The 23,957-nt window shown below is 71.4% G+C and carries 28 protein-coding genes and 1 tRNA gene; 24 read left to right on the top strand and 5 right to left on the bottom strand.

Annotated features, from left to right (window positions below; translation table 11 throughout):
• Positions 1-3 precede the first annotated feature (3 nt).
• The 3 genes from thiL (at position 4) to H2038_RS01620 (ending at position 3,794) form a co-directional block, all read left to right on the top strand.
• A complete protein-coding gene (gene thiL / locus H2038_RS01630; protein WP_292108708.1) occupies positions 4-993 on the top strand; it encodes a thiamine-phosphate kinase in 990 nt (329 codons plus the stop codon).
• Between the two features lie 36 nt (positions 994-1,029).
• Complete coding sequence (locus H2038_RS01625) at positions 1,030-1,455, top strand: hypothetical protein (RefSeq protein WP_292108707.1); 426 nt, start codon at positions 1,030-1,032, stop codon at positions 1,453-1,455.
• A 176-nt stretch (positions 1,456-1,631) separates the two neighbouring features.
• Positions 1,632-3,794 (top strand): sodium-translocating pyrophosphatase, encoded by a 2,163-nt coding sequence (locus H2038_RS01620; protein ID WP_292108706.1) that lies wholly within the window; start codon positions 1,632-1,634, stop codon positions 3,792-3,794.
• 77 nt (positions 3,795-3,871) lie between these two features.
• On the opposite strand, the gene bamE is transcribed toward H2038_RS01620, so the two are convergent.
• Positions 3,872-4,348: an outer membrane protein assembly factor BamE gene (bamE, locus tag H2038_RS01615; RefSeq protein WP_292108705.1), complete on the bottom strand. Its 477-nt coding sequence runs from the start codon at positions 4,346-4,348 to the stop codon at positions 3,872-3,874.
• Between the two features lie 87 nt (positions 4,349-4,435).
• Between bamE and H2038_RS01610 the strand changes: the two genes are divergently transcribed.
• From H2038_RS01610 to H2038_RS01580, 7 genes are all read left to right on the top strand, one after another.
• Positions 4,436-4,960: a ubiquinol-cytochrome C chaperone family protein gene (locus H2038_RS01610; protein ID WP_292108704.1), complete on the top strand. Its 525-nt coding sequence runs from the start codon at positions 4,436-4,438 to the stop codon at positions 4,958-4,960.
• Complete coding sequence (locus tag H2038_RS01605) at positions 4,957-5,469, top strand: DUF177 domain-containing protein (RefSeq protein WP_292108703.1); 513 nt, start codon at positions 4,957-4,959, stop codon at positions 5,467-5,469. Before H2038_RS01610 ends, H2038_RS01605 begins: the two co-directional genes overlap by 4 nt.
• A gap of 90 nt (positions 5,470-5,559) precedes the next feature.
• Positions 5,560-6,639, top strand: a complete 1,080-nt coding sequence (gene plsX, locus H2038_RS01600; protein ID WP_292108702.1) for a phosphate acyltransferase PlsX — start codon at positions 5,560-5,562, stop codon at positions 6,637-6,639.
• Positions 6,636-7,613 carry a beta-ketoacyl-ACP synthase III gene (locus tag H2038_RS01595; RefSeq protein WP_292108701.1) on the top strand — a complete coding sequence of 326 codons (978 nt, stop codon included), beginning with the start codon at positions 6,636-6,638 and terminating at the stop codon, positions 7,611-7,613. The genes plsX and H2038_RS01595 overlap by 4 nt, the downstream gene beginning before the upstream one ends.
• 73 nt (positions 7,614-7,686) lie before the next feature.
• A complete protein-coding gene (locus H2038_RS01590) occupies positions 7,687-7,989 on the top strand; it encodes an integration host factor subunit alpha (RefSeq protein ID WP_292108700.1) in 303 nt (100 codons plus the stop codon).
• Between the two features lie 2 nt (positions 7,990-7,991).
• The gene (locus tag H2038_RS01585) at positions 7,992-8,414 is read left to right on the top strand and encodes a MerR family transcriptional regulator (protein WP_292108699.1); all 423 of its coding nucleotides are present in this window, start codon (positions 7,992-7,994) and stop codon (positions 8,412-8,414) included.
• A 55-nt stretch (positions 8,415-8,469) separates the two neighbouring features.
• Positions 8,470-8,546, top strand: a tRNA-Pro gene (locus H2038_RS01580).
• Between the two features lie 19 nt (positions 8,547-8,565).
• Here the strand turns inward: H2038_RS01580 and H2038_RS01575 are convergent.
• Both H2038_RS01575 and H2038_RS01570 read right to left on the bottom strand, forming a co-directional pair.
• On the bottom strand, positions 8,566-8,766 hold the full coding sequence (locus tag H2038_RS01575; RefSeq protein ID WP_292108698.1) for a DUF2842 domain-containing protein: 201 nt from the start codon (positions 8,764-8,766) through the stop codon (positions 8,566-8,568).
• The gene (locus H2038_RS01570) at positions 8,766-9,017 is read right to left on the bottom strand and encodes a transglycosylase (RefSeq protein ID WP_292108697.1); all 252 of its coding nucleotides are present in this window, start codon (positions 9,015-9,017) and stop codon (positions 8,766-8,768) included. Before H2038_RS01570 ends, H2038_RS01575 begins: the two co-directional genes overlap by 1 nt.
• Positions 9,018-9,151: 134 nt before the next feature.
• Between H2038_RS01570 and H2038_RS01565 the strand changes: the two genes are divergently transcribed.
• The gene (locus tag H2038_RS01565; RefSeq protein WP_292108696.1) at positions 9,152-10,219 is read left to right on the top strand and encodes a COX15/CtaA family protein; all 1,068 of its coding nucleotides are present in this window, start codon (positions 9,152-9,154) and stop codon (positions 10,217-10,219) included.
• On the opposite strand, the gene H2038_RS01560 is transcribed toward H2038_RS01565, so the two are convergent.
• Positions 10,188-11,597 carry an alkaline phosphatase PhoX gene (locus H2038_RS01560; RefSeq protein WP_292108695.1) on the bottom strand — a complete coding sequence of 470 codons (1,410 nt, stop codon included), beginning with the start codon at positions 11,595-11,597 and terminating at the stop codon, positions 10,188-10,190. The genes H2038_RS01565 and H2038_RS01560 overlap by 32 nt on opposite strands.
• Positions 11,598-11,804: 207 nt before the next feature.
• Between H2038_RS01560 and serS the strand changes: the two genes are divergently transcribed.
• From serS to H2038_RS01495, 13 genes are all read left to right on the top strand, one after another.
• Positions 11,805-13,097: a serine--tRNA ligase gene (gene serS, locus H2038_RS01555; protein WP_292108694.1), complete on the top strand. Its 1,293-nt coding sequence runs from the start codon at positions 11,805-11,807 to the stop codon at positions 13,095-13,097.
• 71 nt (positions 13,098-13,168) lie between these two features.
• Positions 13,169-13,960 carry a 5'/3'-nucleotidase SurE gene (surE, locus tag H2038_RS01550; protein WP_292108693.1) on the top strand — a complete coding sequence of 264 codons (792 nt, stop codon included), beginning with the start codon at positions 13,169-13,171 and terminating at the stop codon, positions 13,958-13,960.
• Positions 13,961-13,974: 14 nt separating this feature from the next.
• Positions 13,975-14,337, top strand: coding sequence for a hypothetical protein (locus tag H2038_RS01545; RefSeq protein ID WP_292108692.1), 363 nt, complete (start codon positions 13,975-13,977; stop codon positions 14,335-14,337).
• Positions 14,334-14,978, top strand: a complete 645-nt coding sequence (locus tag H2038_RS01540) for a protein-L-isoaspartate(D-aspartate) O-methyltransferase (protein ID WP_292108691.1) — start codon at positions 14,334-14,336, stop codon at positions 14,976-14,978. Before H2038_RS01545 ends, H2038_RS01540 begins: the two co-directional genes overlap by 4 nt.
• Before the next feature lie 248 nt (positions 14,979-15,226).
• A complete protein-coding gene (locus H2038_RS01535) occupies positions 15,227-16,321 on the top strand; it encodes a peptidoglycan DD-metalloendopeptidase family protein (RefSeq protein WP_292108690.1) in 1,095 nt (364 codons plus the stop codon).
• A 120-nt stretch (positions 16,322-16,441) separates the two neighbouring features.
• Positions 16,442-16,756: a preprotein translocase subunit YajC gene (yajC, locus tag H2038_RS01530; protein WP_292108689.1), complete on the top strand. Its 315-nt coding sequence runs from the start codon at positions 16,442-16,444 to the stop codon at positions 16,754-16,756.
• 31 nt (positions 16,757-16,787) lie between these two features.
• Positions 16,788-18,374, top strand: a complete 1,587-nt coding sequence (gene secD, locus H2038_RS01525; RefSeq protein WP_292108688.1) for a protein translocase subunit SecD — start codon at positions 16,788-16,790, stop codon at positions 18,372-18,374.
• On the top strand, positions 18,374-19,363 hold the full coding sequence (gene secF / locus H2038_RS01520) for a protein translocase subunit SecF (RefSeq protein WP_292108687.1): 990 nt from the start codon (positions 18,374-18,376) through the stop codon (positions 19,361-19,363). The genes secD and secF overlap by 1 nt, the downstream gene beginning before the upstream one ends.
• Before the next feature lie 87 nt (positions 19,364-19,450).
• Positions 19,451-20,074: a hypothetical protein gene (locus H2038_RS01515; RefSeq protein WP_292108686.1), complete on the top strand. Its 624-nt coding sequence runs from the start codon at positions 19,451-19,453 to the stop codon at positions 20,072-20,074.
• 68 nt (positions 20,075-20,142) lie between these two features.
• Positions 20,143-20,766 carry a squalene/phytoene synthase family protein gene (locus tag H2038_RS01510; protein WP_292108685.1) on the top strand — a complete coding sequence of 208 codons (624 nt, stop codon included), beginning with the start codon at positions 20,143-20,145 and terminating at the stop codon, positions 20,764-20,766.
• 1 nt (position 20,767) lies between these two features.
• Positions 20,768-21,136 (top strand): DUF1801 domain-containing protein, encoded by a 369-nt coding sequence (locus tag H2038_RS01505; protein ID WP_292108684.1) that lies wholly within the window; start codon positions 20,768-20,770, stop codon positions 21,134-21,136.
• A 76-nt stretch (positions 21,137-21,212) separates the two neighbouring features.
• Positions 21,213-21,914 carry a VIT family protein gene (locus tag H2038_RS01500; RefSeq protein ID WP_292108683.1) on the top strand — a complete coding sequence of 234 codons (702 nt, stop codon included), beginning with the start codon at positions 21,213-21,215 and terminating at the stop codon, positions 21,912-21,914.
• Positions 21,915-21,987: 73 nt separating this feature from the next.
• Positions 21,988-22,524, top strand: a complete 537-nt coding sequence (locus tag H2038_RS01495) for a cytochrome b/b6 domain-containing protein (RefSeq protein ID WP_292108682.1) — start codon at positions 21,988-21,990, stop codon at positions 22,522-22,524.
• Here the strand turns inward: H2038_RS01495 and trmFO are convergent, their stop codons facing one another.
• Positions 22,525-23,913: a methylenetetrahydrofolate--tRNA-(uracil(54)-C(5))-methyltransferase (FADH(2)-oxidizing) TrmFO gene (trmFO, locus tag H2038_RS01490; protein ID WP_292108681.1), complete on the bottom strand. Its 1,389-nt coding sequence runs from the start codon at positions 23,911-23,913 to the stop codon at positions 22,525-22,527.
• Positions 23,914-23,957 lie beyond the last annotated feature (44 nt).

The raw sequence follows: 23,957 nt of genomic DNA, 5'->3' as shown, positions 1-23,957 counted from the left end.
GTCATGCCCGCGCTCGACGTCGCCGGCGAGTTCGAGACCATCCGCCGGCTGCTGGCGCCGCTGGCCCATCCGGAGTGGGCGAGGGGGCTGGTCGACGACGTCGCCGTCCTGCCGTCCCGCCCCGGCTACGACCTCGTCCTGACCAAGGACGCCATCGTCGAGGGCGTCCACTTCCTGCCCGAGGATCCGCTCGACACCGTCGCCCGCAAGCTGCTGCGGGTGAACCTGTCCGACCTCGCCGCCAAGGGGGCGGAGCCGTTCGGCTACCTGCTCGCCTGCCACTGGTCGGCCCGCTGCGGCTGGCCCGAGCGGATGACCTTCGTCGACGGCCTGCGGACCGACCAGAAGCTGTTCGGGGTGGCGCTGCTGGGCGGCGACACCGTGGTGACCCCGGGGCCCGCCGCCTTCTCCGTGACCGCCCTCGGCTGGGTTCCGAAGGGGCAGGCGGTGTCCCGCGCCGGCGCCCGGCCGGGCGACCTGGTCTTCGTCACCGGGGCGATCGGCGACGGCTGGCTGGGCCTGCAGGCGGTGCAGGACCGGCTGTCGCTGGATCCCGAGCGCCTCGCCGCCCTGACCGATCACTACCGCACCCCGAGCCCGCCGGTGGCCTTCGCGCCGGTGGTTCGCGACCTCGCCACGGCGGCCATGGACGTTTCGGACGGTCTGGTCGCCGACCTTGGCCACCTCGCGGCCGCCAGCGGCGTCCGGGTCGAGATCGATCTCGAACTCACCCCGCTGTCCGCGGCGGGGACGGCCTGGTTCGAGGGCCGGGTGGATCCGCAGGCGGGGCTGGAACAGCTCGTCACCGGCGGGGACGATTACGAGATCGTCTTCACCGCGCCGGCCCGCGACGAGGCGGCGGTCAGGCGCGAGGCGGAGCGTCGGCACATCCGTCTCACCCGCATCGGCCGGGTGGCGGCGGGGCACGGGCTGGAGGCCCGCTTCCGGGGCCGCCCCGTGGTCTTCGCCCGGCCGGGCTACGCCCACGGCTGAAACGGTTTCTCAAGACCGCGGCGGCAGGATCGGCCCATGCGCCGCCGTGACCTCCTCGCCGCTCCCGTCGCCGTTCCGGCCCTCGCCTCCGCGTCGGCGGCGGGCGCCTCCGACCGCCCCCCGGCGGCCGGCGCCAGCCTCAGCATTCCCGGGGTCGGCCTGCCGGTCATCGCCGGCGGACGCCTGCGCAACTACGTCTTCGTCTCGCTCCGTCTCCACCTCGGCGGTTCGGCCACGCCGGAGACGATGCGGCTGAAGGAGCCCTTCCTGCGCGACGCCCTCGTGCGCGCCGCCCACCGCACCCCCTTCGTGGTGGCCGACGACTGGACCCGGCTGGACGCCTCGGCGTTGGCCGCCAGCCTGATGCGCTCGGCGGCGGCCATCGCCGGCCGCGGCGCGGTCACCCGCGTCGAGGTGGTCAGCCAGGCGCCGCGCCGGCGCACGGGCGTTCCGACCGGTTGACCGCCGTTCACCAAGCCTGTTGCGTCCTTTGGACGCATTTGGCACCGTTCCGCCGCAATTCCCCAAGGACGCAACCTGCGTCCGCCGCGCACGGGGGGACCGGAAGGCGGTGAGAGGCGAAAACGCCCCCCGCGCCAAGGGCCGGGCGCCTCAACATGACAGGGTTTGGAAACACCATGAGTAGCTATCTGTGGCTTGTCATAGCCGCAGGCGGACTGGGGGTGCTTTACGGAGCCGTCCAGACCGCCGCCTTGATGAAGGCCTCCACCGGCACCGACCGGATGCGGGAGATCGCCGCGGCCATCCAGGAGGGCGCCTCCGCCTACCTGCGCCGCCAGTACACCACCATCGGCGTGGTCGGGGTCGTGATCCTGATCGCCGCCTTCTTCCTGATCGGTCCGTGGGCGGCGATCGGCTTCGCCATCGGCGCGGTGCTCTCCGGCGCCGCCGGCTTCGCGGGCATGCTGATCTCGGTCCGCGCCAACGTCCGCACCGCCCAGGCCGCCTCCGAGAGCCTGTCGAAAGGCCTCGATCTGGCGTTTCGCTCCGGCGCCATCACCGGCATGTTCGTCGCCGGCGGGGCCCTGCTCGGCGTGGCCGGCTACTTCGCCTTCCTCACCCTCGGCGCGGGCTTCGAGCCGACCAGCCGCGAGGTCATCGACGGACTCGTCGCCCTCGGCTTCGGCGCCTCGCTGATCTCCATCTTCGCCCGCCTCGGCGGCGGCATCTTCACCAAGGGGGCCGACGTCGGCGGCGACATGGTCGGCAAGGTCGAGGCCGGCATCCCGGAGGACGATCCCCGCAACGCCGCGACCATCGCCGACAACGTCGGCGACAACGTCGGCGACTGCGCCGGCATGGCCGCCGACCTGTTCGAGACCTATGCGGTGACCACGGTCGCCACCATGGTGCTCGCGGCCATCTTCTTCCGCGGCCAGCCCTATGTCGAAGTCATGATGCTGCTGCCGCTGCTGATCTGCGCGGTGTGCATCGTCACCTCGGTGATCGGCTCGTTCTTCGTCCGCCTCGGCAAGTCGCAGAACATCATGGGCGCCCTCTACCAGGGGCTGATCGTCACCGGCGTGCTCTCCATCGCCGCCATCTTCGGCCTGTTCCAGTTCCTCCGCGGCGAGGACCTGCTCGGCCCGGTCGTCACCTCCGGCGGCCTGACCATCGAGCCGATGAGCCTGTTCTGGTCGGGCATGGTCGGCCTGGCGGTGACCGCGGCGATCGTGGTGATCACCGAATACTACACGGGCACCAACTACCGGCCGGTCAAGTCGGTGGCCAACGCCTCGGTCTCCGGGCACGGCACCAACGTCATCCAGGGCCTGGCCATGTCGCTGGAGTCCACGGCCCTGCCGGCGCTGACCATCATCGTCGGCATCGTGGCGACCTACCAGCTCGCCGGCCTGTTCGGCATCGCCATCGCCACCACCACCATGCTGGGCGTGGCCGGGATGATCGTCGCGCTCGACGCCTTCGGCCCGGTGACCGACAACGCCGGCGGGATCGCCGAGATGGCCGGCCTGCCGCCGGACGTCCGGCACTCGACCGACGCCCTCGACGCCGTGGGCAACACGACCAAGGCGGTGACCAAGGGCTACGCCATCGGCTCCGCCGGCCTCGGCGCCCTGGTGCTGTTCGCCGCCTACACCGAGGACCTGAAGTACTTCGCGGCCGAAGCGGCGCCGGGCAGCTTCTTCGAGGGCCTCGGCACGGTCGCCTTCGACCTGGCCAACCCCTACGTCGTGGTCGGTCTGCTGTTCGGGGGGCTGCTGCCCTTCCTGTTCGGCGGCATGTCGATGACCGCCGTGGGCCGCGCCGCCGAGTCGGTCGTGGCCGAGGTGCGCCGCCAGTTCCGGGAGAACCCCGGGATCATGACCGGCGATGTGAAGCCGGAGTATGGCCGCGCGGTCGACATCCTCACCGGCGCGGCGATCCGCGAGATGATCGTGCCGTCGCTCCTGCCGGTGCTGTCGCCGATCGTGCTGTTCGTGGTCGTCCTGATGATCCAGCCCGACAAGGCCAACGCCTTCGCCGCCCTCGGCGCCATGCTGATGGGGGTGATCGTCACCGGCCTGTTCGTGGCCATCTCGATGACCTCGGGCGGCGGCGCCTGGGACAACGCCAAGAAGGTGATCGAGGAGGGCTTCACCGATCGCAACGGCGTCGTCCACGGCAAGGGCTCCGAGGCCCACAAGGCCGCGGTGACCGGCGACACGGTCGGGGATCCCTACAAGGACACCTCCGGCCCGGCGGTGAACCCGATGATCAAGATCACCAACATCGTCGCCCTGCTGCTGCTGGCGGTGCTGGCGAGCGGCCGGATCGTCTGAGCCGACCCGTCCTGCAGAAAGCGCCCCGGAGATCGCTCTCCGGGGCGCTTTTTCGTGCCTGTCGAGGAGGGGGGCGGTCAGTCCGGGCGGCGCTGGCCGGGGATGTCCTCTTCCGTGCGCGGCAGCTGCCCGCGCGCCACATTGCCCAGCAGCTGCTCCAGGATCGTCAGCTGGCGCCCGCGGGTCGGCGTCTCGCGGTCGTTCATGGCGATGCGCTGGCCGTCGTCGAGGCCGAGGGTGCGCACCGCGGCCACCTGACCCGCGTCGTTGAAGGTGATCTCGGTGATGGTCCGCTGCGTCACCTGCGGCCGGTTGTAGGTGTACTTCTCGGTCACCTGGCTCATGTAGTACCAGATGCTGTCGCTCTCGAAGGTCGAGGTGGTCGACGGCGTGCCGAGCTTGGTCAGCACGGTCTCGCGCGTATCGGTCCCGGCGACGATGTCCGCCGGCTTGGCGTCGACCGCCTGGAAGCCGTTCTGTCCCACGACGGGCGCGCAGGCGGTGACGAGGGCCGCCGTCGAGAGGGCTGCGAGGAGGAGCTTCGTACGGAGCATGGGCGCGCCTGCGGGAGAAACAAGGTCTTTGACCTAGCCGGACCTGCGCCTTAGTTCAACGCCGCGGCGGAAAAGGGGCCGACAGTCATGCTTCAGAATCTCTTCCGCTCCCGCCGCGGACGCGTCGGCGACAGCCTGTACGAGCAGGCCGTGCGCCAGGCCCGGCAGCCGGACTTCTACACCCGGCTGGGCGTGGCCGACCGGATCGACGCGCGCTTCGAGCTCTACACCCTGCACGTCCTGCTGCTGACCATGCGGCTCCGCGACGAGGGCGAGCGCGGGGCGGAGATCGGCCAGCAGCTGTTCGATGTCTACGTCTCCGCCCTCGACAACGCGCTGCGCGAGCTGGGCGTCGGCGACATCTCGGTCGGCAAGAAGATGCGGCGGCTGGGGGAAGCCCTCTACGGTCGCATGTCCGCCTGGGAGTCGCCGCTCCGCGACGGGGATTCCGACACCCTTCGCGCCTCGCTGGCGCGCAATGTGTTCGAGGATGCGGACGCGCCGGGCGCGCCGGTCCTCGCCGCCTACGCCCTCGACTGCCGCAAACGCCTGGCCAACCAACCCCTCGCCGCGGTGCTTTCCGCCCCGGCGTGGGCGGAGCTTCCGCAATGACCCCTCCCGAGCTGCCCTACAGCGAACCCGTCCGCCTGCACCAGGCCGGTGCGGGCCTGACGCGGGTGCTGAGGCCCGACGAGGCCGCGCGGCGGCGCATCGCGCGGGCGCTGGATCTCGCCTCTCTGGACATGTTCGAGGCGGACGTGAGCCTGCAGCCGACGGCCGGCGGCTGGTCCCTGACCGGACGCATCCGGGCGCGGCTCGAGCAGATCTGCGGCGTGACGCTGGAGCCGCTCCCCGTCGAGATCGACGAGACCTTCGCCGTGTCCCTGGCGGAGGCGCCGACGGCGACCGACGACGAGATCGTGATCACCCTCGACGATTCCACGCCCGACCTGATCGAGGACGGCCAGATCGATCTTGGCCAGTACGCCGTGGAACAGCTCGCGCTGCGCCTCGACCCGTTCCCGCGCAAGCCGGGCGCCGAGTTCGTGCAGCCGCCGGAACCCGCCGAGGAATCGCCGTTCGCCGTGCTGCGCAAGCTGCGCCCCGACGACGAAGGTTGACGCAGGGTCCGTCCGGTTGCATCCCCCCGACGCGGCGCTATCGTCGCCCCTGACCAGCGCCGCCCGGCGGCGCGACGGAGTCGAAACGGCTTGCCTTCCCCTGTCCTGATATCGCTCGACGCCATGGGCGGCGACCACGGCCCGCCGGTGGTGGTCGGCGGCGTCCGCCACTACCGGCAGGAACACGGCGGCGACGGGGTTCGCTTCCTCCTCCACGGCGACGAGACCGCGCTGCGCGCCGAGCTCCAGAAGTGCGGCCTCGGGCCCGAGGTCTGCGAGATCCGGCACACCGACAAGACCGTCGCCATGGACGAGAAGCCCGCCCAGGCCATGCGCCGCGGCAAGGGCTCGAGCCTCTGGAACGCCATCGAGGCGGTGAAGACGGGGGAGGCGGCCGCGGTCGTCTCGGCCGGCAACACCGGCGCCCTGATGGCCATCTCGAAGCTGATCCTGCGCATGTCCGCGCACGGGCTGGAGCGTCCGGCGATCGTGGCCAGCTGGCCCACCCTGCGCGGGGTGACGGCGGTGCTGGACGTCGGCGCCAATATCGAGAGCGACGCCGAGCAGCTGGTGGAGTTCGCCATCATGGGCGAGGCCTTCCACCAGGCGGTGCACGGAGTCGAACGTCCGACCATCGGCCTGCTCAACGTCGGCTCCGAGGACATGAAGGGCCACGAGGAGGTGCGCGAGGCCGCGCGAATCCTGCGCGAAGGCGGCTTCGGCCTCGACTATCGCGGCTTCGTCGAGGGCACCGACATCGCTCGCGGCACCGTCGACGTGGTCGTCACCGACGGCTTCACCGGCAACATCGCCCTGAAGACGGCGGAGGGGGTGGCGCGATTCATCTCGGCCTTGCTGAAGCAGGCGTTGACCTCGGGCCCTCTCGCGAAGGCCGGCGCCCTGCTGGCCCTCCCGGCCTTGCGCCGGATGCAGCAGCGCATCGATCCCGGCGCGATCAACGGCGGACCCTTGCTCGGCCTGAACGGCATCGTGGTGAAGAGCCACGGCGGCGCCGACGCGCGCGGCTTCGGCAACGCCATCCGCATCGCCGTCGAACTGGCCCGCAGCGACTATCTGGCCAAGGTGGGTCACAGCCTGAACCGCCTGACGGCCGTGCTTGAACAGCCGCCGGCCGCGCCTTCGGATCCGGCCCAGGAGACTTCCCAGTGAGCGTCACCCGCAGCGCCGTCACCGGCGTCGGCTCCTACCTGCCGGAACAGGTGGTCACCAACGCCGATCTGGCGAAGATCGTCGACACCTCCGACGAGTGGATCGTCGAGCGCACCGGCATCCGGCAGCGGCACAAGGCGCGGGACGACGAGCCGACCAGCGATCTCGCCGTCGCGGCCGCGCGGCGGGCGCTGGCGGACGCCGGCCGGACGCCGGAGGAGGTCGACCTGATCGTCGTGGCGACCACCACACCCGACATGACCTTCCCGGCCACGGCCTCGATCGTCCAACGCAAGCTGGGCGTTCCGGTCTGCCCGGCCTTCGACGTCCAGGCGGTGTGCTCGGGCTTCGTCTATGCGCTGAGCGTCGCCGACGGCTTCGTCGCCCGCGGCATTTCCCGCTGCGCCCTGGTGATCGGGGCCGAGGAGATGACGCGCCTGATGGACTGGACCGACCGGTCGACCTGCGTGCTGTTCGGCGACGGCGCCGGGGCGGTCGTGCTCGAGCCGCAGGAGGGGGAGGGGACCAAGGCGGACCGCGGCCTCCTCGGCTTCGCCCTGCGGTGTGACGGCGGCAAGACGGACCTGCTGTACGTGGACGGCGGGCCGGCGACGACCGGCTCGGTCGGCCACCTGCGCATGGCCGGCAACCAGGTGTTCCGCCACGCCGTGGTCAACATCGCCGAGGCGATCACCGCCGCCTGCGAGGCCTCGGGCATCACGATCGAGGATGTCGACTGGTTTGTGCCGCACCAGGCCAACCAGCGCATCATCCGCGGCGTGGGCGAGCGGCTGGGCCTGGACGAGAACAAGGTGATCTCGACGGTGGCGACCCACGCCAACACCTCCGCCGCCTCGATTCCCTTGGCCCTCGACGCGGCTGTCCAGGACGGGCGCATCCGGCGCGGCGACCTGGTGCTGGTCGAGGCGATGGGCGGCGGGCTGACCTGGGGGGCGTGCGCGTTTCGCCTCTGAAACGCAATTCGCCTTTCCATTTCAACGTGGCTGGCCTTTTATGTCCGCCACTGAGCACTGAGGGGAGACAGCGGTGGCGCAGACTCTGACCCGCGCGGACCTGTGCGAGGCCGTCCACGAAGAGGTGGGGCTGTCGCGACAGGAATGCTCGATGCTGGTCGAACGCACGCTCGAGCTCATCGTGGAGTCCCTTGAACGCGGCGAGACGGTGAAGCTGTCCGGCTTCGGCGTATTCCAGGTCCGCGAGAAGCGGGCGCGCATGGGCCGCAATCCCAAGACCGGCGAACCGGCGGCCATCCACCCGCGCCGGGTGATCAGCTTCCGGGCCTCGCAGATCATGAAGGGCCGGGTGCACGACGCCGTCGCCCCCGCCTGACCGTGGCCAAGAGCCCGAACGCCTTCCGCACCATTTCCGAGGCGGCCGAGGAGGTCGGGGCGCCGCAGCACGTGCTGCGCTTCTGGGAGACCAAGTTCACCTTCGTGTCGCCGCTGAAGCGGGCAGGCGGCCGACGCTTCTACCGCCCCCAGGACATCGTCCTGCTCAAGGCGGTGCGCCGGCTGCTGCACGACGAGGGCCTGACCATCAAGGGCGTGCAGCGGCTGCACCGGGAGCAGGGGCTCCGGCGAATCGCGGCCTGGGGCGATCCCGAGGGCCGGGTCGCCTTCGAGCCGGAGGGCGAGTCTGCTCCCCCGCCGCCGCCCCCGGCGCCGGCGGCTCCGACCGTGCGGCTGCGGCAGGTCCTCGCCGAGCTGGAGGGCGCGCGGGCGCGGCTTGAGGCGGTGCTGTCGCGAAGCGCCTGACGGCCGCTTTTTTGGGTTTGCGACGGCGCCGAGGCCGTCTATAGGGAGCGCCTCTCGGAGCGTGGCGCAGCCTGGTAGCGCACTTGACTGGGGGTCAAGGGGTCGCAGGTTCGAATCCTGTCGCTCCGACCATTCCTCCCTTGGACCCCGCCTACTTCCCGCCCTTCTCGGCCCAGCGAAACAGCGGGTAGAGCGGCACGCCCCAGCCGATTCCGGCCACGGCGAAGACCAGCAGGTCGATCAGCGGACCCGGCGGCAGGACGCCGCGCAGGGCGATGGCGCCCCAGATCCAGAACACGAGGAAGGCCAGGACTCCGAGCATGGCCACGAAGCGGCGCGCGCGGGGTCCCATCAGCGCTTGCTCCGGAACAGGAAGAAGGCGACCAGGGCGATGACCGAGGCCGCGAGCGACCAGAGCAGCCAGTCCCACTGGTCCATGGTCGAGACGGCGAAGACGCGCACCGCCAGGAACCAGCCGGCGATGGCTCCGACGCCGGACACCAGCGAGGCGGCGAACAGACCCCGGCGGCCGGTGAGGGCGTCGGCGGCCCAGGCCAGAACAAAGGCTCCAAGGACGGCGATGGCGATGTCGGCGTACTGCACCCGGCTCTCCAGACTTGCGGCGAAGGGACGCCGAAAAGCGACTCGATCTCGCCGTCGTCGGCGGGCATACCGCTCGGGCCGAAGCGCGACCAGAGGCGCGCCGGCACTCTAGCGAGCGGAGCGGCGGGCGTCGAATGAAGCGTATTGGCGGGGGCGATCGGAGCCGGACCACGGCGATCTGGCTGTGGACCGTAGCGGCGCTGGTGTTCGCCATGGTGGTGGTCGGCGGGGTCACCCGGCTGACCGGCTCGGGCCTGTCGATCACCGAATGGAAGCCGATCATGGGCGCCCTGCCGCCGATGAACGCCGCCGACTGGAACGAGGCGTTCGCGAAGTATCGCGAGATCCCGCAGTACCGGGAGGTCAACGCCGGCATGACCCTGGCCGAGTTCAAGGGCATCTTCTGGTGGGAGTGGGCGCACCGGTTCCTCGGCCGGCTGATCGGCCTGGCCTTCGCCGCGCCCTTCGCCGTCCTGCTGCTGATGCGTCGCGTCCCGCGGCGGCTGGTGGCGCGGTGCGTGGTGCTGCTGGGACTGGGCGGCCTGCAGGGGCTGATCGGCTGGTGGATGGTGTCCAGCGGCCTGTCCGAGAGGGTCGACGTGGCGCCCGAGCGGCTGACCGTGCACCTGGGCCTCGCCTTCCTGATTTTCGCCGGCCTGATCTGGACCGGGCTGGAGGCGTGGAACGGCGAGGAGACCTCGCGCTCGCCCGCCGGCTGGAGCCGGGGCGCGGCCCTGATGCTCGGGGCGGTGTTCCTGCAGTGCCTGCTGGGCGGGCTGGTGGCCGGGGCCAAGGCGGGCTTCGTCTACACCGACTGGCCGCTGATGAACGGCGCCGTCTTCCCGCCGGTCGACTGGGGCCGGGGCGCGGTGGCCTTCCTGCACGACCAGGCGTTGGTGCAGTTCAACCACCGGGTCTGGGCCTATGTGCTGCTCGCGGCCGGGACGGCCTATGCAGTGCAGGCGTGGCGCTGGCGGCTGGCCGAGGGCCTGGGCGCCTCCGCCTTCGTTCTCGCCGCGGCCCTGTGGCTGCAGGCGGCCCTGGGCGTCGTCACCCTGATGCACGCCGTGCCGCTGTGGCTGGGCGCGCTGCACCAGGCGGGGGCGGCGCTGGTGCTGGCGGCGGCGACGGTGAACCTGTGGCTGGTCCGCCGGTCGCAGCCGCGGCTGTTCATATCCGGACCGAGGTCCAGGGGCCTCTGATCGCCAGCGTCATGCCCGGGTACATGATGTTGACGAACAGGACCTCGCCGTCGGGCGAGAACACCGCGCCGGCGAACTCGCTGTTGCCGGTGAAGACGTTGCGGCCGATCGTATAGACCTTGCCGTCCGGGGTGACGCCCTTGAGGTGGTTGCGGATGTCCTCGGAGTAGTTGTCCTCGCACACCACGAGATGCCCCCAGGGCGCGAGGGTGAGATTGTCGCCCATGTTGAGGGTCTTCTCGTCGGCGCTCTCGACGAACAGCTGCAGCCGACCGGGGCGGCGGTCCTCGCCGGTCCGGCCCTCGTCGGGAGACGGGATGTAGCGCAGGATCTGGCCGCGCCGCAGCGGGCCGCCCGAGGTGGCGGTCAGGTACAGCTCGCCGTCGCCCCAGAAGATCCCTTCGCCGCGGGCGACAAGGGCTGCGCCGTCGGCGTGGCCGCGCTGCCGCAGGTCGCCGTTCGGCGACTCGACGTCCTCAACGTCGATCCAGACGACCTCGCGCCAGTCGCCGACGGCCCAGGCGCGGGCCTCCTGGTTGCGGGTGTCGGCGCCCGGGGCGCCGCGCCACGCCATGGCCTGCAGTCGGCCGCCCTCGGCGAGCCGACCCGGCGTCGTCGGGATGAAGCGGTAGAACAGGCCGTCGTTCTTGTCCTCGGTCAGATAGGCGACGCCGTTGCGCGGATCGATGCAGACGGCCTCGTGATCGAACCGGCCCATGGCCTTCAGGGGAACGGGATCCACGAGGCCCGTGGCCCGGGCCGGCACTTCAAACACGAAGCCGTGCGCCCGGGTGACGTCCGAATCAGCGGGGGTCTGCTCGGTCTCCTCGCAGCTCAGCCAGCTGCCCCAGGGGGTGTGGCCGCCGCAGCAGTTGGTCGAGGTGCCGGCCAGCGACAGGTGTTCGCGCACGGTGCGGCGGGCGTTCAGGTCATAGACAAGGGTGGTCGTGCCGCCGGGCAGGGGGCGGCCGTCCTTGTAGGTGTCGTAGGCCTTCGCCGGGTCGAGCAGACTGATCCGCTCCTGGTGCAGGCCGCCGGGACCCAGATTGCGGTGCAGGGCGCTGGAGCCCTTGAGCTCGTGATTGCGGACCAGGGCGACCTTGCCGTCGCCGAGGTCGAAGCAGCCCATGCCGTCCGGCTGCCCCGGCACGAACAGGCCGTCGTCCATGGTGTCGCCGCTCTGGGAGATGACCTGGTAGGTGAAGCCCTCCGGCAGGTCGAGCAGGCGGTTCGGGTCGCGGACGAGAGGGCCGTAACCGTGCACCTCGTTGACGTAGGTCTCCTCGCCGGCGGCCTGGGCGGCGGCGTGACGCGCGAGGCCGGTGAAGGCGAGGGCGGCGGGGCCCGCGGAGAGCAGGCGGCGGCGGTCGAAGAGCATGGCGTCGTATCCCGGATGCGGCGGCGGTTATGAACCTGCCGGCTCCCCGCGGTCATCAGGGATTTGTGACGGCGGCCGCGTCTGTTCGCCGCTTCGGGCGCCGGCGTGCGGGAAGATCCGGTCCGGGGGACGCAACGGCGACGCCCGGCGGGTTGGCGGAAACCCCGGCGGGGGCTAGGAGGTCGCTTCCTTCCCGGGAGACCTGCCATGCACGACATCCGCGCCATCCGTGACAATCCCGACGCCTTCGTCGCCGGGTGGTCGTCGCGCGGGGTGGAGGACGCGCGGGCGATCGTCGACGAGCTGCTGAAACTGGATCGCGAGCTGCGTGCGGCGCAGACGGCGGGGCAGGAGGGGCTGGCGAAACGGAACGCCGCGTCCAAGGCCATCGGCGCGGCCATGGCGAAGAAGGACATGGCCGAGGCCGAGCGGCTGAAGGCCGAGGTGGAGAGCCTGAAGGGCGAGATCGCCGCCGCCGAGGAGACGGAGCGGGAGGTCGGGGCGAAGCTGCGCGACCTGCTGGCGGCGCAGAAGAACCTGGCGGCGGACGACGTGCCGGACGGCGAGGACGAAAGCGGCAACGTCGAGGTCAGCCGCTGGGGAACGCCCCGCGAAGGCGGGCCGGCCAAGGATCACGCCGACCTCGGCGAGGCGCTGGGGCTGCTGGACTTTGAGGCGGCGGCGCGCATGTCGGGCGCGCGCTTCGCCGTGCTGAAGGGCGGGCTGGCGCGGCTGGAGCGGGCCATCGGCCAGTTCATGCTGGACGTGCAGACCGGCGAGCATGGCTATCTCGAGGTCAATCCGCCCCTTCTGGTCAATGACGCCGCGGCCTACGGCACCGACAAGCTTCCGAAGTTCGCCGACGATCTGTTCCGCACGACCGACGGCCGGTGGCTGATTCCCACCGCCGAGGTGTCGCTGACCGCGACGGTGATGGGCCAGCAGCTGCCCGAGAGCGAACTGAAGACGCCGATCCGGCTGACGGCGCTGACCGCCTGCTTCCGCGCCGAGGCGGGATCCGCCGGCCGGGACACCCGGGGCCTCATTCGTCAGCACCAGTTCTACAAGGTCGAGCTGGTCTCGATCGCCCGGCCGGAGGACTCCGAGGCCGAACACGAGCGGATGGTGGGCTGCGCCGAGGCCATCCTGCAGAAGCTGGAGCTGCCCTATCGCAAGGTGCTGCTGTGCAAGGGCGACATGGGCTTCGGCGCGCGCAAGACCTACGACCTCGAGGTCTGGCTGCCGTCGCAGAACACCTATCGCGAGATCAGCTCGTGCTCGAACTGCGGGGACTTCCAGGCGCGGCGCATGGACGCGCGCTTCAAGCGCGACGGCGAGAAGAAGACCGAGTTCGTGCACACCCTGAACGGCTCGGGCCTGGCGGTCGGTCGCACGCTGGTGGCGATCCTGGAGAACTGTCAGCAGGACGACGGATCGATCCGCGTGCCTTCCGCGCTGGTCCCCTACATGGGCGGCGTCGAGCGGATCGCCGCCGGCTGAGCCGACCGCAGACCGACGCGCGGGCAACTTTTCGGATGCGCCCCGGCGGGCTTCGGACTAGTCAGACCGGCATGCGAATTCTGCTGACCAACGACGACGGAATCGAGGCCGAGGGGCTGGCCTGTCTTGAGCGGATCGCCCGCAGCCTCTCGGACGACGTGTGGATCTGCGCGCCCCAGGTGGAGCAGTCGGGCAAGGGGCGGGGCGTCACCCTGACCGAGCCGCTGCGCGTCAACCGGCTCGGCGACAAGCGCTTCGCCGTCACGGGGACGCCGACCGACTGCGTCGTGCTGGCGGTCAACGACCTGATGCCGGACAAGCCGGACCTGGTGTTGTCGGGCGTCAACCGCGGCCACAACGTCGGTGAGGACTGCTCCTATTCGGGGACGGTGGCCGGGGCGTTGCAGGGCATGGCCTTCGGCATCCGCTCGATCGCCCTCAGCCAGAGCCTCGAGCGCTTCCATGACGAGGTGCGGGCGCACTGGGAGACGGCGGAGGCCTTCGCGCCGGGCATCGTCGAGCGGCTGCTGGAGCAGCCGTGGCAGGCGGGGGTGGTGATGAACGTCAACTTCCCGGCCCTGCCGCCGGCGCTGGTCCGGGAGGTGGAGGTCACCCGCCAGGGCTTCCGCGACATCGGCGAGATGCACGCGGTGCGGCGCACCGATCTACGCGGCCGGGACTACTACTGGATGAGTTTCCGCGGGGAGAAGCAGGAGCACGCCGACGGCACCGACCTGCGCGCCATGGACGAAGGACGGATCTCGGTGACGCCGCTGCACATCGACCTGACCCACATGCCGAGCGTCAACGACCTGAAGGGCATGCTGGGCGGCGCGCCGCCGAAGGCGAGGGCGGCGGCGTGAGGGCGGCGTCGGCCATGGCCGCGCTCGCGGTCGGGGCCGCCGGCTGCATGGGCGTGCAGACGCGCACGGGGTGGCTCGACCGGCCGTGGATCGATTCGGGCTGCGACGCCGCCGGCTGGTGCCGGCTGCGGGGCCGGCTCGAGATGCCGCGCATCGATGGCTCCACCCGCGGCCGGCTGCGGCTCGACGACGGAAGCTGCCTGCCGGTCGATCTGACAGGCCGGTTCGTCCGCTCCGCCGGCCACTGGGACGGCCGCCGGGTCGCGGTGCGCGGGAGGGCCGTGCCGCTCGCGGCGGTGGGCGCCGCGGAAGTCGAGGGCTGCCCCTCCGATCGGCTGCTCTACGTCGACCGGCTCTCGCTGAAGGTGGTGCGATGAAGCTGCACGACGATCGGGCCGGACGGCTGATCCTCGGGCTGCGGCAGCAGGGGGTGACCGACCCGCGCGTGCTGGCGGCGATGGAGTCGATCGACCGCTCGGTGTTCGTGCACGAGAAATTCCTCGACCAGGCGTGGGACGACAAGCCGCTGCCGATCGACTGCGCCCAGACCATCAGCCAGCCGTACATCGTCGGCCTGATGACCCAGGCGCTGGACGTGCAGCCGCGGCACCGGGTGCTGGAGATCGGCACCGGCTCCGGCTACCAGGCGGCGGTGCTGAGCCGGCTGGCGCGCTACGTCTATTCGGTCGAGCGCTACCGCAGCCTGCTGACCGAGGCCGAGGGGCGGCTGCGTCAGCTGGGCATCGACAACGTCATCACCCGCCACGGCGACGGGGGGCTCGGCTGGCCCGAGCAGGCGCCGTTCGACCGCATCATGGTGACCGCCGCGGCGCCGGGCGAGCCGACGGAACTGCTGCACCAGCTCAAGCCCGGCGGCGTCCTCGTCGTGCCGGTGGGCCGCACCTCGGTGCAGATGCTGCACCGCTACGTCGGCCAGGAAGACGGGAGTTTCCGCCGCGAGAGCCTCGCGGAGGTCAGGTTCGTGCCGCTGGTGGAGGGGACGGCGAAGGAGGGATGAGCCAGGGAGTAGGGGGTAGGGATTAGGGATTAGGGAACAGGAGTTTGGTGAACGGCGATTGGTCGGTGCGCCGGGTCAGGTGTGGTTGCCGGCGCAGGGCGCCTGGCCCTGGCGTCTGTTCTCTCCCTGCTCCCTATTTCCTATTCCCTAATCCCTGTTCCCTTCTCATTAACCTTCCCGCCCAACTTTGGCGCGGTTCACGGGCGAGGGTGGCCCGGCAGGCGGGACGCGGATTCGGGAGCGGGCGAATGGACTGGATGACGGCGGGACGACGGGCGGCGCTGGCGCTGGGCGCGCTGATGACGCTGGCGGCGTGCTCGAGCTATCCGGACTCGCCGCGCTATCCGATCTACGCCGGCGCGCCCCCGTCCGCGGGCCGGGCACCCGTCTATCCCACGACGCCGGCGACGCCCGCGCCTTCAGGCGAGGGGGGTCGGGGATCGACCGATCCCGCCCGCGAGGCGCCGCCGCCGTCCACCGCGCCGGTGGCCGACATCGAGGGCGGAGCGCTGGACGCGCCGGTCTCGACCGGTTCCGGCCGGGTTCCGGCTGCGGGTCCCGCCTCCGAAGGATTCGCCGCCCCGCCGCCGCCGTCGGCCGCCCGCCCCGCCGCCGTCGCCGGCGCGACCTACGAGATCCAGCGCGGCGACACCATTTCCGGCATCGGCCGCCGCTTCCAGACGCCGGTGCAGGTGCTGATCGACCTCAACAATCTCGGGCCGCGCGCCGACATCGCGCCGGGGCAGCGGCTGGTGCTGCCGCAGGGGGCGGTGGACATCGGCGGCGATCCCTACGCCACCGGCCCGTCTCCGATCGGGATGAGCACGCCGGAGGCCGCTCCGCCGCCGCCTCCGCCGCCTCCGCCGCCGCCGCCGACTGCGGCCCCGCGACCGCTGCCGCCGTCGCGGGAACCCGCCGCCACCGCCGCACCGACCGCTCCGCCGACGGCGAGCACGGTCAACCTCGACTGGCCGGTGCGCGGCGAGGTGGTGCGACGCTTCGGCCCGGTGGGGCTGGGCGAGCGCAACAACGGAATCAATATCGCCGCGCCCGCCGGGGCGGAGGTGCGGGCCGCCGCAGCCGGCCGGGTGGGTTACGTCGGCGACGACCTGGCGGGGCAGGGTCTGACCGTGCTGATCGTCCACCGCGACGGCTGGCGCACCGTGTACGGCCACCTCGGCTCGGAGACGGTGCAGGACGGCCAGGACGTGCAGGCGGGGCAGGTGATCGGCACCGTAGGGACCACCGCGGGCGACGGCCGGCCGTCGATGCACTTCGAGACCTGGCGCATGCGCGGGGACGAACCGAACGCCGTCGACCCGCTGGGCGTGTTGCCCCGATAGCGCAGGCGTCGGCGCGCGCCGGCGGCTTGCGTTGCAAAGTCTCCCGGCGCGCCCTAGGTTCCGCGCCTCATTTTCCGGGGGCGCCGCCGCGCGTCCGCCGGCCCGATCAAGGACCGACCGATGACTGCTGCCGACGGGGGGCCCATGGCCCTTTTCCTGAACTTCCTGCCCTTCGTGGCGATCTTCGTCCTGTTCTACTTCCTGATGATCCGTCCGCAGCAGAAGCGGATGAAGGAACACCGGGCGATGATCGACGCGATCAAGCGCGGCGACACGGTGGTGATGTCGAACGGCATGATCGGCAAGGTGACCCGCGTCGAGAACGAGGAGGCCATGGTCGAGATCGCCCAGGGCGTGAACGTGCGCGTGGTCAAGTCGATGGTCTCGGAGGTGCGCAACCGCACCGCCATCGCCGCCAACGACGCCAAGGCCTGAACAGCCGCCTGAAAGGTCGGGAACAGCCCGCATGATCCATCTGTCGCGCTGGAAGGTCGTCCTTCTCGCCCTGTCGCTCCTGTTCGGGCTGCTGTTCGCCTTCCCCAACGTGCTGACGCCGGCGCAGCGCGCGGCGCTGCCGGGCTGGCTGCCGTCGAGCGGCGTCAACCTCGGCCTTGACCTCCAGGGCGGCTCCTACCTGCTGCTCGAGGTCGACGTGCCGGCCATGCGCGAGAAGCGCCTGACCAACCTGGCCGAGGACGCGCGCACGGTGCTCACCGAGGCCAACGTGCCGGTGACCGGCATCGTGCGGCAGGAGGACGGCGTCATGGTCGCCCTGGCCAATCCGGGGCAGATCGACCAGGCGATCGAGGCGATGCGGGCGCTGGTCACGGTGGGGCCGAGCGGGACCGTGGACCGCACGGTGCAGCGCCAGGGCGACCGGATCCGCTACGCATTCACCGAACGGGCGATGGCCTCGATGGGCTCTGACGCCGTGACCCAGTCGATCGAGGTGGTTCGTCGCCGCCTCGACAGCACCGGCACCAAGGAGATCTCCATCACCCGTCAGGGCGCCGAGCGGATCGTCGTCCAGGCGCCGGGCCAGAGCGATCCGGCCGAGCTGGAGCGGCTGGTCGGCCAGACCGCGCAGCTGACCTTCCAGATGGTCGACGTCGAGAACTCCCTGCAGGAGGCGCTGGCCGGGGCCGTGCCGCCGGGCTCGGAGGTGCTGTTCGACGACGTCGGAACCCCCTACCTCGTCAAGCGGCGCATCCTCGTCTCGGGCGAGAACCTGACCAAGGCCGAGGTCACCACCGACGCCAACCAGCAGACCGCCATCGGCTTCCGGTTCGACGGCCAAGGCGCCCGCCGCTTCGGCGAGGCCACCGCCGCCAACATCGGCCGGCCCTTCGCCATCATCCTCGACGGCAAGGTCATCTCGGCCCCGACCATCCGCAGCGCCATCACCGGCGGCTCGGGCATCATCGAGGGCCGCTTCTCCATCCAGGAAGCCTCGGAGATGGTGAACCTGCTGAACGGCGGGGCCCTGCCGGCGCCGCTGAAGGTGCAGGAGCGCCGCACCGTCACCGCCGAACTGGGCGCCGACGCGGTGCAGGCCGGGGCGATCTCGACGGCGGTCGGCTTCCTGATCATCGTGCTGTTCATGCTGGGGTCGTACGGCCTGCTGTTCGGCGGCATCTCCGTGATCGGCCTGCTGCTCAACGGCCTGCTCATCATCGCCTCCATGTCGATGATCGGCGCCGCCCTGACCCTGCCCGGCATCGCCGGTCTGGTGCTGACCTTCGCCGTGGCCGTGGACGCCAACGTGCTGATCTACGAGCGCATGCGCGACGAGGCCCGGTCCGGGCGGAGCGTGATCGCCTCGATGGACGCCGGCTTCAACAAGGCCATGGGCACCATCGTCGACGCCAACCTGACCACCCTGGTGGCGGCGCTGATCATGTTCGTGTTCGGCGCCGGTCCGGTGCGCGGCTTCGCGTGGACCCTGACCATCGGGGTGTTCACCTCGATGCTGTCGGCGGTGCTGGTCGCCCAGGTCGGGCTGGCCCTGTGGCTGAAGGTGGCCAAACCCAAGAAACTGCCGATCGCGGAGTGATGGCGATGCGTGGATGGCCCCTCATCAAACTGCTGCCGCAGAAGACGAACTTCCAGTTCGTCCGCTTCGCGAAACTGTTCGGCGCGCTCTCGGCGGTGCTCTGCATCGCCTCGATTATCGGCTGCTTCTGGCCCGGCCTGAACATGGGCATCGACTTCCGCGGCGGCGCCTCGCTGGAGGTCGCCAAGCCGGCCGGGCAGGTGCTGGCGCTGGATGACATCCGCGGCTCGGTCAGCGACCTCGGCCTCGGCGACGTGCAGGTGCAGGGCATCGCCCGTCGCGACACCAACGTCGCCGACGGCTCCACCGCCGTCGTCCGCTTCCAGATCCCGGAAGGCGCGGACCAGACCCAGGTGGTGCGCCGCGTGGAGGGGGCCATCTCCGGCGCCGTCGGCGAGGTGACCTATTCCGGGGTCGAGGTGGTCGGCTCCAAGGTGTCGGGCGAGCTGTTCCGCTCCGGCCTGATCGCCCTCGGCCTGGCTGTGGTTCTGATGTTCGCCTACATCTGGTTCCGCTTCGAGCCGCAGTTCGGGCTCGGCGCCGTGGCCGGCCTGCTCCACGACGTGATCCTGGTGTTCGGCCTGATCGTGGTCATGCGGCTGGAGTTCAGCCTCAACATGGTCGCCGCCATCCTGACCGTCATCGGCTATTCGATGAACGACACCGTGGTGGTGTTCGACCGCCTTCGCGAGAACCTGCGCAAGTACAAGACCATGCCGCTGCGCGAGGTGATCGACCTGTCGATCAACGAGACGCTGAGCCGGACCATCATCACCGGCCTGACCGCGGTCATGGTGCTGGCGGCGCTGGCCTTCCTCGGCGGCGAGGCGCTGTTCGGCTTCTCCATCGCCCTGATGTTCGGCATCATCGTCGGCACCTATTCGTCGATCTACGTCGGCGCGCCGATCATCCTGCTGTGGGGCGTCAAGCGCGGCGGCTCGTCGGACGAGGCGCAGCCGGTCAAGCTGGGCATGGCCTCCCGCCCCTGAGGGGCGCTGACACTTTCGGTGTTCGTCGGTGAGGCGCGGCTGTAAGGTCGCGCTTCATTGATTCACGCCCGGGGAGGGGCGTTCCCGATGTTCGGCAAGCTGCTCGCAAACTTCCGCACCACCATCCTGCTGAGCCTGGTCATGGCGGCGGTGATGATTTTCGCCTTCGGCCGCATCGCGCCCGGGGGCTACGACCTCGGCTTCTGGCAGGCCGTGCTGCGCTGGGTCCACGTCGTGGCCGGCATTCTGTGGATCGGCCTGCTGTACTACTTCAACTTCGTGCAGATCCGGGTGATGCCGGCCATCCCGGCCGAGCTGAAGCCGGCGGTGAGCCGGCACATCGCCCCGGAAGCCCTGTTCTGGTTCCGCTGGGCGGCGCTGGTGACGGTGCTGGCCGGTCTGGCGGTGATGTTCACGCGCGGCCACGCCTACGCCCTCGAGGTGCTGAGCTTCGGCCTCGCCGGCGGCATGGTCGAGGGCGACCAGCAGTTCGCCCTGATGGGCATCGGCGTCTGGCTGGCCGTCGTCATGTTCCTCAACGTTTGGGGGATCATCTGGCCGAACCAGAAGCGGGTGCTGGGCATTGTCCCGGCCGACGACGAGAAGAAGGCCCGGGCGGCCCGCCTGGCCATGCTGGGCAGCCGCACCAACCTGCTGCTGTCGCTGCCGATGCTGACCTCCATGGCCATGTACCAGACCCTGTTCGGCTGACCGGACGGCCGAAGACCGCTGCGGCCGGGGAGGGCGACCTCCCCGGCCTTTCGCGTTATGGGGCTGCGATGTCCGATCTCGACGCCCAGGTTCGCGCCGCCGACCCCGACCGCTGGCTGTCCAGCCGCTTCGTCGCCGACGAACAGGCGCGCGCCGACCTGATCGCCCTCTACGCCTTCGAGGCGGAACTGGCCGCCGTCCCCGCCAGGGTCAGCCAGCCGCTGCTGGCCGAGATGCGCCTGACCTGGTGGACGGAGCAGATGGACGGGGTGTTCGCCGGCGCGCCGCGCAGGGGCCATCCGGTGCTGGAGGCGCTGGCCGGCGCGGTGGAGCGGCGCGGGCTGGAGCGCGGCTGGGCCGACGCCCTGATCGAGGCCCAGATCGACCGCGCCCACCGGCGGCCGCACGATCTGGAGGACCTGTTCGTCCGTCCCGCCCAGGCGGCGGTGCGGGTGCTGGCCGGACCGGGGCGCGAGACCGCCGTGGCGGATGCGGCGCGGGTGCGGGGCCTGATCCTGACCGGACGGGCGGACGAGGCGGCGGCCCTGCGTCCGGCGGCCAACGCGGCGCTGAAGGCCCTGCCGCCCGCGGGCTTCCCGGCCGTGGCCCATGCGGCGCTGCGGAATCCGGATACGCCGGAACCGCTCAAGCGGCTGCGGCTGGTGTGGGCGGTGGCGCGGGGAAGGGTCTGAGATGGCCGGCGAGGTGCAGGACTGGCTGGAGCGGCAGGAGCCGGAGGCGCGCGCGGGCATCGAGCGGCTGCGCGAGACGGTGACGGCGGTTCCGGCGACCTGGGCGGAAAGCATCAAGTGGAACGCGCCCAGCTTCGCCGTGGGGGGACAGGATCGGGTCACGCTCGGGCTGGATCGGAACGGCGGCTGGCGGCTGGTGTTGCACCGCGGCGCGGCGAGAGCGTCCGGGGTCGCCTTCCGGGACGCCGCCGGCCTGGCCCGCTGGCCGTCCCCGGACCGCGGGGTCGTCCAGTTCCGCACGCTCGATGACATCGCCCGCGCCCGGTCTGACCTGGTTCGCCTGATCAGCGACTGGATCGCCGCCGGCTGAACGCCGCCCGCGCCGTTCCGGCGCTTGCGCGCGTCGGGGAACCGGGCTTCGATCAGGCCGCACGGGAGCGCGCGCCATGATCCGCATGAAGACCCACGCCGAGCGGCACCGGGTGGCCCGCATCGGCTGGCTGCGGGCCGCCGTGCTGGGGGCCAACGACGGCCTGGTGTCGACGGCGAGTCTGGTCGCGGGCGTGGCGGCGGCCGACGGGACGCGCAGCGCGGTGCTGATCGCCGGGGTGGCCGGGCTGGCGGCGGGGGCGATGTCGATGGCGGCCGGCGAATACGTCTCGGTCAGCTCCCAGTCCGACACCGAAAAGGCCGACCTCGCCCGCGAGACCGCCGAGCTGGCGACCGACCGCGAGGCCGAGGTCGAGGAGCTGGCGGGGATCTACGCCGCCCGCGGCCTGGAGCCGGAGCTGGCGCGCAAGGTGGCGCTGCAGCTGATGGAGAAGGACGCGCTGGGGGCGCACGCGCGCGACGAGCTGGGGATCTCCGAGATCTCCACCGCCCGGCCGGTCCAGGCGGCCCTGACCTCGGCGGCGACCTTCGCCGCCGGCGCGGCCCTGCCGTTGCTGGTGGCCGCGTTCGCGCCGGAGACGGCGATCCTCGCCTGGGTCATCGCGGCGGCGCTCCTTGGGCTCGCCAGCCTCGGCGTGCTGGGCGCGCAGGCGGGCGGGGCGCCGCCGGTCCGCTCGGCGGTCCGGGTGGTGTCCTGGGGCGCCCTCGCCATGGCGGTCACCTCGGTGATCGGCCGGGCGTTCGGGACGATCGTCTGAGGGATTGCGCGCGCGCAAAGCTCCGCCGGCCGCGGCGGAGCAGGCTGGCGGGGTTCCCTGACGGAGCCCGTCCATGACCCACTTCCGTCCCGGCGCGCCGGCGGCCTACAGCCGGCTGTCGATCGCCCTGCACTGGCTGATGCTGCTGCTGCTCGTGGCCGTATACGCGACGATCCTGCTGCGCGAGGGTTATCCGCGCGGCAGCGACATGCGCGAGGCGCTGAAGGCGTGGCACTTCAGTCTCGGCCTGACCGTCTTCGGCCTCGTCTGGATCCGGGCGGCGGCCCGCCGGTTCGGTCCCGTCCGTCGGCGCGGCGGCCGCAGCGACCGCGCCGGGGCGCTGATGCATCTGGCGTTGTACGCCTTCATGATCGCCATGCCCGTGCTGGGCTGGGTCATCCTCAGCGCCGAGGGCGATCCGGTGCGCCTGTTCGGCCTGCCTCTGCCGCCGCTCGTCCCGCCGAACGAGGGACTGGCCCACCGCGCCGAGGCCATCCACGAGACATTGGCGACGATCGGCTACTGGCTCGTGGGACTGCACGCCGCCGCGGCCCTGGCGCACCACTACATCATGCGCGACGGGACGCTGCGTCGGATGACCGTCTGGTGATCAGGCGGCGTCGCGCCAGGCCTTCAGCGCCTCCAGCGCCCGCACGCTCATCAGCCGCTTCTTCGCCCGGCCGCGGTCCTTCGGCGGGATGCGGCGGCCCTCCTCGTCGACTCGCGGGGCCTCGAGCGGGGGGAGAAGGCCGTAGTTGATGTTCATCGGCTGGAACTTCGAGCCCTCGAGGTGGCCGCCGGTGATGTGCTCGACGAGGGCGCCGATGGCGGTCTCCGCCGGCGGCGGGGCGAGGTCGCGGCCCAGCGCCTGGGCGGCGGCGAGGCGGCCGGTGAGCAGGCCCATGGCGGCGGACTCGACATAGCCCTCGACGCCCGTCACCTGGCCGGCGAAGCGCAGGCGGGGCAGGGCCTTCAGGCGCAGCTGGCGGTCGAGCAGCTTCGGCGAGTTGAGGAAGGTGTTGCGGTGCAGGCCGCCGAGGCGCGCGAACTGGGCGTTCTGCAGGCCCGGGATCATGCGGAAGACCTCGGTCTGGGCGCCGTACTTCAGCTTGGTCTGGAAGCCGACCATGTTGAACAGGGTGCCCAGCGCGTTGTCCTGGCGCAGCTGCACGATGGCGTGCGGCTTGACGGTCGGGTCGCGCGGGTTGGTCAGGCCGACCGGCTTCATCGGGCCGTGGCGCAGGGTCTCGCGGCCCCGCTCGGCCATCACCTCGATGGGCAGGCAGCCGTCGAAATAGGGGACGTCCTCCCACTCCTTGAACTCGGCCTTCGGCCCGGCCAGCAGGGCGTCGATGAAGGCGTCGTACTGGTCCTTCGTCATCGGGCAGTTGACGTAGGCGGCGGCGTCGCCGCCCGGGCCGGCCTTGTCGTAGCGCGACTGGCGCCAGGCGATGTCGAAGTCGATCGAGTCGGCGTGGACGATGGGGGCGATGGCGTCGAAGAAGCTGAGGCTCTCCTCGCCCGTGGTCTTGAGGATGGCCTCGGCCAGCGCGGGGGAGGTCAGCGGGCCGGTGGCGACGATGACGTTGTCCCACTCTTCCGGCGGCAGGCCGGCGACCTCCTCGCGCACGACGGTGACCAGCGGGTGAGCGGTCAGCTTCGCGGTGACCGCCTGCGAGAAGCCCTCCCGATCGACCGCCAGGGCGCCGCCGGCGGGGACCTGGTGGGCGTCGCCGCAGGCCATGATGATCGAGTCCAGGGCCCGCATCTCGGCGTGCAGCAGGCCGACGGCGTTGTACTCCCAGTCGTCCGACCGGAAGGAGTTGGAGCAGACCAGCTCGGCCAGGCCGTCGGTGTGGTGGGCGTCGGTCTTCACGCCGGGCACGCCGCGCATCTCGTGCAGGACGACGGGCACGCCGGCCGAGGCGATCTGCCAGGCGGCCTCGGAGCCGGCGAGGCCGCCGCCGATGACGTGGACGGGGGAGGGAGTCGGGTTCATCCGCGGCTTCTAGCGACGGAGGTCGATCCGGGCTAGCTTGGCCG

The organism is Brevundimonas sp. (assembly GCF_013912005.1).
Lineage (GTDB): Bacteria > Pseudomonadota > Alphaproteobacteria > Caulobacterales > Caulobacteraceae > Brevundimonas.
This window is presented reverse-complemented; position numbering and strand designations above follow the sequence as displayed.

Bases quoted from the DNA above. Each gene is read 5' to 3' on its own strand.
- thiL (WP_292108708.1), top strand. From the start codon at position 4: ATGCCCGCGCTCGACGTCGCCGGCGAGTTCGAGACCATCCGCCGGCTG.
- H2038_RS01625 (WP_292108707.1), top strand. From the start codon at position 1,030: ATGCGCCGCCGTGACCTCCTCGCCGCTCCCGTCGCCGTTCCGGCCCTC.
- H2038_RS01620 (WP_292108706.1), top strand. From the start codon at position 1,632: ATGAGTAGCTATCTGTGGCTTGTCATAGCCGCAGGCGGACTGGGGGTG.
- bamE (WP_292108705.1), bottom strand. From the start codon at position 4,348: ATGCTCCGTACGAAGCTCCTCCTCGCAGCCCTCTCGACGGCGGCCCTC.
- H2038_RS01610 (WP_292108704.1), top strand. From the start codon at position 4,436: ATGCTTCAGAATCTCTTCCGCTCCCGCCGCGGACGCGTCGGCGACAGC.
- H2038_RS01605 (WP_292108703.1), top strand. From the start codon at position 4,957: ATGACCCCTCCCGAGCTGCCCTACAGCGAACCCGTCCGCCTGCACCAG.
- H2038_RS01575 (WP_292108698.1), bottom strand. From the start codon at position 8,766: ATGGGACCCCGCGCGCGCCGCTTCGTGGCCATGCTCGGAGTCCTGGCC.
- H2038_RS01565 (WP_292108696.1), top strand. From the start codon at position 9,152: ATGAAGCGTATTGGCGGGGGCGATCGGAGCCGGACCACGGCGATCTGG.
- H2038_RS01560 (WP_292108695.1), bottom strand. From the start codon at position 11,597: ATGCTCTTCGACCGCCGCCGCCTGCTCTCCGCGGGCCCCGCCGCCCTC.
- serS (WP_292108694.1), top strand. From the start codon at position 11,805: ATGCACGACATCCGCGCCATCCGTGACAATCCCGACGCCTTCGTCGCC.
- surE (WP_292108693.1), top strand. From the start codon at position 13,169: ATGCGAATTCTGCTGACCAACGACGACGGAATCGAGGCCGAGGGGCTG.
- H2038_RS01545 (WP_292108692.1), top strand. From the start codon at position 13,975: ATGGCCGCGCTCGCGGTCGGGGCCGCCGGCTGCATGGGCGTGCAGACG.
- H2038_RS01540 (WP_292108691.1), top strand. From the start codon at position 14,334: ATGAAGCTGCACGACGATCGGGCCGGACGGCTGATCCTCGGGCTGCGG.
- H2038_RS01535 (WP_292108690.1), top strand. From the start codon at position 15,227: ATGGACTGGATGACGGCGGGACGACGGGCGGCGCTGGCGCTGGGCGCG.
- yajC (WP_292108689.1), top strand. From the start codon at position 16,442: ATGACTGCTGCCGACGGGGGGCCCATGGCCCTTTTCCTGAACTTCCTG.
- secD (WP_292108688.1), top strand. From the start codon at position 16,788: ATGATCCATCTGTCGCGCTGGAAGGTCGTCCTTCTCGCCCTGTCGCTC.
- secF (WP_292108687.1), top strand. From the start codon at position 18,374: ATGGCGATGCGTGGATGGCCCCTCATCAAACTGCTGCCGCAGAAGACG.
- H2038_RS01515 (WP_292108686.1), top strand. From the start codon at position 19,451: ATGTTCGGCAAGCTGCTCGCAAACTTCCGCACCACCATCCTGCTGAGC.
- H2038_RS01510 (WP_292108685.1), top strand. From the start codon at position 20,143: ATGTCCGATCTCGACGCCCAGGTTCGCGCCGCCGACCCCGACCGCTGG.
- H2038_RS01505 (WP_292108684.1), top strand. From the start codon at position 20,768: ATGGCCGGCGAGGTGCAGGACTGGCTGGAGCGGCAGGAGCCGGAGGCG.
- H2038_RS01500 (WP_292108683.1), top strand. From the start codon at position 21,213: ATGATCCGCATGAAGACCCACGCCGAGCGGCACCGGGTGGCCCGCATC.
- H2038_RS01495 (WP_292108682.1), top strand. From the start codon at position 21,988: ATGACCCACTTCCGTCCCGGCGCGCCGGCGGCCTACAGCCGGCTGTCG.
- trmFO (WP_292108681.1), bottom strand. From the start codon at position 23,913: ATGAACCCGACTCCCTCCCCCGTCCACGTCATCGGCGGCGGCCTCGCC.